The following is a 5,610-nucleotide window of genomic DNA, read 5'->3' as shown; positions in this document are numbered from 1 at the left end:
GCCTGAACTACTTTCTTAGTGGCTGGATCTACAGTGACCGTCACGCGCTCTTCACGATAATCCATAGTGACAGGCTGGCCAGGTGCAACCATGCGTACCATTTGAGCTTTGGTTTTCTCTTTGATTTTTGCTTCAGTTAAATTAGATTGGCCAACCAGCGCAGCTGCCTGATCAGCGATACATTTAGGCTGGTTTGCTCGGAAATATTCCCATTCTTCGACCACTTGCCCATTTTTTAAATGACAATAGCCCACTTGCCCATTAGTTTCATTACGGATTTCCAGCTTTCCACCCTGATTAATACAATAGGCACTCGCTGGATTCGCTGTTCCTAATGACGCTGAGTTTGAGTCAGTCGACTGGGTCGTATTACAGCCAGTAAGGAGGATGGATGCAAATAATCCGGACAAACCAGATAAAATTATTTTTTTCATGAGCGGTATTCTTCTAAAGGAATTCACCTTTAATGTAGCATATTCCACTTATAGCGTCAGATCTGAAAAGGCTTGAGTGTTTGTAATTCTGTAAAAAGCGGCAGGATCATTTCTTAATATCATTAGGTTTAATCCCATTTAAGTTCTCACTATTTCCTATGATTTATATCAATCAATAATTAGCTTTTAAAAGTAATCTCTTTCTTAAACTAACTAAAATTTAGATTTAGTTAAATATTGGAATGGCTTTAAGATGACAATGTCATTACATTATTATACAAATTGTTTATCACCCTTCATCAACCAAGCATTACTCTAATATTTTGTTTTTAGATCATTAAATTAATTATCTCCCAGTTTCTTTGTCCTAGCCTTTTTTATGCACGAAGCTTGATGTTTGTACTAGCGGCTATATTGATTTAATATTTGATTGAATTTTAAACTTTATCTCGGCATGCAAGACGATCTCCAGCTTTCTTTAAAAGAATACCTTTCTACGGTTCAGGAAGTGGTCAAAATCACTTTCGATACACCGGTGTGGGTCAAAGCTGAGATTCGAAATTTAAATATCAAAGCTGGCCATTACTATCTGGAACTGGCAGAAAAAGATCCTGACAATGATCAGGTCATTGCCAGTTGCCGGGCCACCATCTGGAAATTTGCTGCACAGAAAATTGTGACGCAATTTGAACGTGAAAGTGGTATTGAGCTAAGCCGGGACCTTAAGGTTTTAATCAAAGTCAAAGCCAGCTTTGATCCGCAATATGGGTTTTCCCTAAATATTACAGAGATTGATTCTGGATATACCTTGGGTGATATAGCCCGACGTTATCAGCAGATTGTAGAGAGACTGACAACCGGAGGTCTGATTGATCGCAATAAAAATCTGCCTACACCTTTTGACCTCAACCGGATTCTGGTGATTGCTCCGGAAAAGGCTGCAGGTCTGGGCGATTTCAAGAAAGATGCTGATGCTTTACAAAAAGCTCAGGTATGCGAATTTATCTATCACAGTGCGACCTTTCAGGGAAATACGGCAGCGCAAAGCATCATGCAAAGCTTGGCACAAGCTTTAAAGCAGTGGGCACAAACTTATCATAACGCGCCTGACCTGATCGTGATCATTCGTGGCGGTGGTGCAGTCAATGATCTGGCTTATTTAAATGACTATGCATTGGCTGCCCTGCTCTGCAAACGTTCAGTTCCCGTCTGGGTTGGTATTGGTCATGAAAAAGACAGGACGATTCTGGATGAAATTGCTCATCGTTCTTTCGACACACCAAGTAAAGTGATTGCTGGAATTCGCAATCATGTCGTCGAGCTGACGCAAGAAGTTATAAATAACCTGCAAAGTATCCAGAGACTTTCTCAACAGCAAATTCAGGCTTATCAAAGCCAGAATGAGCAATATCTAAAGCTAATCCAAAATTTGGCCAATCACCAGATTATGAATGCCTTGCAACGTTTAGAGCAGCTCAAGTCCAACACCTCTAACCTTGCCCAGCAACAGACCCAACTGATTAACCAGCAGCTAGATGCCCTAATGCGGGAAACACTCCTGCAAAATCCCAAACATGTTTTGTCCAAAGGCTATGCCATTGTGCGGCAGCAAGATCATGTAGTTCGTTCAATTTATCAAATTGATGTCCAACAACCCATTCAGGTTGAATTAAACGATGGCCTATTTTCAGCACAACTTACGCAGGTAACTCCCCATGAGTCATGATACTTTGAGCTTTCAAGAAGGCTATGACATCTTGAAAAAGAATGCTGAATTACTTGAATCTCAGCAAGAACCAGATATTGATAATCTGATGAAAATCGTTGAAGAGTCTATGCAGGCGTATAAAGCCTGTAAATCCCGAGTGGAAGCCGTTCAGAATGCATTGAACGAGACATTCAAGGATTAATTTTATTAAATACCTTAAATCAGTATAGGCTGATGATTTAAATAGCTTAGGCTATTTTGAAATCTCTTCCCTATAAAAAAGCCCTCATAGAGAGGGCTTTTTATTAGATTAGAACCGCCAGTTATAGAACAAGTCAATTGCACGTTCTAAAGACTGACTGGCTTCCAGATATAAACGCTGATTCATTTGATAACGTAAAGTCAGCTTGTTCACTGGGGTAAATACGCCAACCCCATAACGGATATACAAGTCTGGCGTAATATAACCGGTTACAGACACCTGAGTATCATCCCCTGTGCCCTGTGCATCCAGTGCCAGACCACTCAAGCCAAAGCTACGACCAATCTGGTTGGTCAAGGCACGCGTACCGCCTAAGCCCAGACTGATCCCTGCGGCTGCAATGGTGTTGTTTACATCAGATCTGAAGCCTTCCGCCTGACTTAAACCTGAAGCCCCCTCATTGATACGACCTGTAATTAAGGCATTCAACGCTTCCTGTTCAGACAGACCAGCATCGTTATACACCTGAATGGCAGGACTTGAAGCTGTACCTGTAACACGCACACCCACCGTGCTGCCCTGTATCGATTTATTGGCATCAATATCCAGGGTTGGATTCGATAACGGGCCATTGAAACGTGCAATCGCACGGTTCAGATCCAGACTTTGTCCATAGGCTTCAATTTTCACCCGTTGTGATACCCCGATCGCACCATTGGCACGCATCGCAGATTCCAAACCACGTTGTGTCAGATTGACACGACCTAAGAGTGGAATACGGCTGTCAAAGCCCTGGAAGATCACCTGATTTCCTAACGACACTGCAACATCTGCGCGAATATCCCATGGACGTGCCGCTTTCAGAATGGCGAGCTGGTCATCTCCCTCACGTACTACGCGTACGTCAGAAGACAAGCCCACAACAGGTTCAGACGCTTCAGGCATAGAAATCAATGCACGAGAAACATCGACCTTACCACTCAAGCTCAATTTTTTATTGAACGGATACATATCCAGGGTCAGATCAGGCGTAACCACCGCAGTAATCAGCGGTGCCTGGCGAATCAGCAGATTTTCACCCTGAAGTTTGAGCTGTACGCGAGGATCACCTTTCCAGTCTACAGAACCAGTTAATTTACCAGCACCACGACCACTATTAAATGCACCATTAATAGTCGCGGTATTTTGACGGACTGATGAATAGAGCTGCACATTGGTTAGATTGACTGGTAATGAAATCATGTTGATCGCCCCGTCCTTAACCCGAATTTCACCTTCAAGTAATGGATCGGTTAACGTTCCGCTAATTTTACCTGCATACGACAGGGTACCATCCAGATTACGCACATCCTGAATGAATGGCTTAAAGACCTTCAACTGAACCTGGTTAAAGGCAATCTCGCCACGCATTGGTTTATTGTCACGATATGGATCAATAATTACATTGGCATAGCCTGTACCAATATCCGGCGTTTTCACATCCAGACGAATCTGTAATCCAGCGGCCACGCTTTTTGCGACCAGCCCCACTTCATCATATTTTAAAGTCGAGCCTAAATATTCCGGATCATCAGAAGATAAGCCGATCACCCCATTGCGGGTTACCAGACGAGCATCAATTTTCGGTTTAGCACCTTGTGCCCAAGCTGCCTTGGCATAACCATTCACTTTACCGGTTAATGCTATGCCTTCTGGCAGGAAGGCACTAAAGTCAGCCAGATCCAGGTTACGGGTAATAAATGAAGCACTACCTCGAGTTTTATTGACTCGAATTGGCTGGTCAAAGCAAAGTTGACTTTGCTGACTCATCCAGCAATGAGCGCCAACAAACAGATCCGACTGTGCAGTGTTATAAATTACAGCTGCATTTTGACGCTGCACCAGATGAGTACGCAGTGAGTCGAAATCACCGCGCTGGATCTGGCCTAACCAGTTATTTTGTGCATTAAAACCACCTGCGAGCTGAACAAAGAATTTAGACAGCTTATTTTCAGCCTGAACTTGTAGCACATGCGCGGCGCGCGTTCCAGCAAGTGACACTTCACCGCGTACAATCTGTCTATTGCCACTACGCAACTGATCCATGGTCGCAGTCAATAAAGTCGGTGTGGTTTGCGAAGTTGGCAACTGGCCGCGTACCCGAATCTTGTCTACGCTAAACAGATTCTTGAAGGCAAAATTGTCCACTGCCAGATTCGCAGTTGCTTGCAAACGCGGTTGTGCTTGCATATTGATGTAGCCTTGTACCCGGCCTCTTAATCCCGGATAAAGCTCATATAATGCCGGCGCATTCACTTTAAGTTGCAGATTTTGTGCATTACCTGTGGCCTGTATCTGGTTGCTGGCATAAGACAGGAACAGGTTATTGGCTTCAAACTGCTGCGGTACAAAACCACGCTGCTTGGAATCAATCAATACAGCCAGATTACCCTTACCGCGTACCGGTTTATTATTCAACATACCGGCCAGATTTAAGCGTTGAATCTGGACACGCTTCACTGCATCCGACCAGACACCTTGGGTTTGCAGATTGCCAGACAATTCACCTTTAAGCTTGGCATTAAAATACTGAGGTTTGAAACGCACTAAAGAAGCATTTACATTCCAGCCAATACCATTCGCCAAGTTCACCTGACCATTGGCATTAATTTTTCCAGCGACCCCATCATGACGCAGTTCCTTGATATTCAGCATATCAGGCGTACCCGACAAGCGCAGTTTCAACAATCCCTGACTGGCCTTGATCTGGCTGGCACTTAATGCGCCATCATAATTGACTGCATAACTTTTGAATCCGCCACCTGCTTTTTCATCATGGAACAACAAGGCAATATTACTGTTACCTGTCAGATGAACGGTTTCATTTTGCGCAGCCAGTCGTCCGGTCAGATCTACACCGCTGAGGTTAATAATCTGCTGATTCGGGCGTGCGTAACCACTGGCTTTTACTCGACCATTCAAGCGGTCAATTGGTGAAGCTGCAGCCAGAGTTTGAGTATTCAGGTTCTGGGCATTTAATACTGCGGACCATTTGAGCTGACGTTTTTCTTCTGGCAGTTCAACCCGTGCATTACCTGTTAGACTGCCTGCCTGTCCATTTCCACTATATTTAAAACTTGGAACATTCAGAATATTATTTTTCAGGTTTAGTTGTGCCTGATACATTCCTGTCGGCAACAGCCCTTCTTCATGCTGAGCAACCTGAGTAGCGACATGGATATTCTGCTGGCCTTCGACCAGTACCAGATCAACATCGCCTGATTCAC

The 5,610-nt window shown here is 43.9% G+C and carries 4 protein-coding genes; 2 read left to right on the top strand and 2 right to left on the bottom strand.

Annotated elements, in window-relative coordinates:
* Positions 1–434, bottom strand: a 434-nt coding sequence (locus tag B4J23_RS00605) for an I78 family peptidase inhibitor (RefSeq protein ID WP_291358264.1), incomplete at its 3' end; no start/stop codon positions are given.
* Positions 435–888: 454 nt separating this feature from the next.
* Between B4J23_RS00605 and xseA the strand changes: the two genes are divergently transcribed.
* Together xseA and xseB are read left to right on the top strand one after the other, a co-directional pair.
* Entirely contained in the window at positions 889–2,160 is a 1,272-nt protein-coding gene (xseA, locus tag B4J23_RS00600; protein ID WP_291358262.1) for an exodeoxyribonuclease VII large subunit, read from the top strand.
* On the top strand, positions 2,150–2,344 hold the full coding sequence (gene xseB, locus B4J23_RS00595; protein WP_005235956.1) for an exodeoxyribonuclease VII small subunit: 195 nt from the start codon (positions 2,150–2,152) through the stop codon (positions 2,342–2,344). Before xseA ends, xseB begins: the two co-directional genes overlap by 11 nt.
* Before the next feature lie 108 nt (positions 2,345–2,452).
* Here xseB and B4J23_RS00590 read toward each other — a convergent pair.
* On the bottom strand, positions 2,453–5,610 hold a 3,158-nt coding region (locus B4J23_RS00590), incomplete at its 5' end, for a translocation/assembly module TamB domain-containing protein (protein WP_291358258.1).

Source organism: Acinetobacter sp. UBA3025 (assembly GCF_002367915.1).
Lineage (GTDB): Bacteria > Pseudomonadota > Gammaproteobacteria > Pseudomonadales > Moraxellaceae > Acinetobacter.
This window is presented reverse-complemented; position numbering and strand designations above follow the sequence as displayed.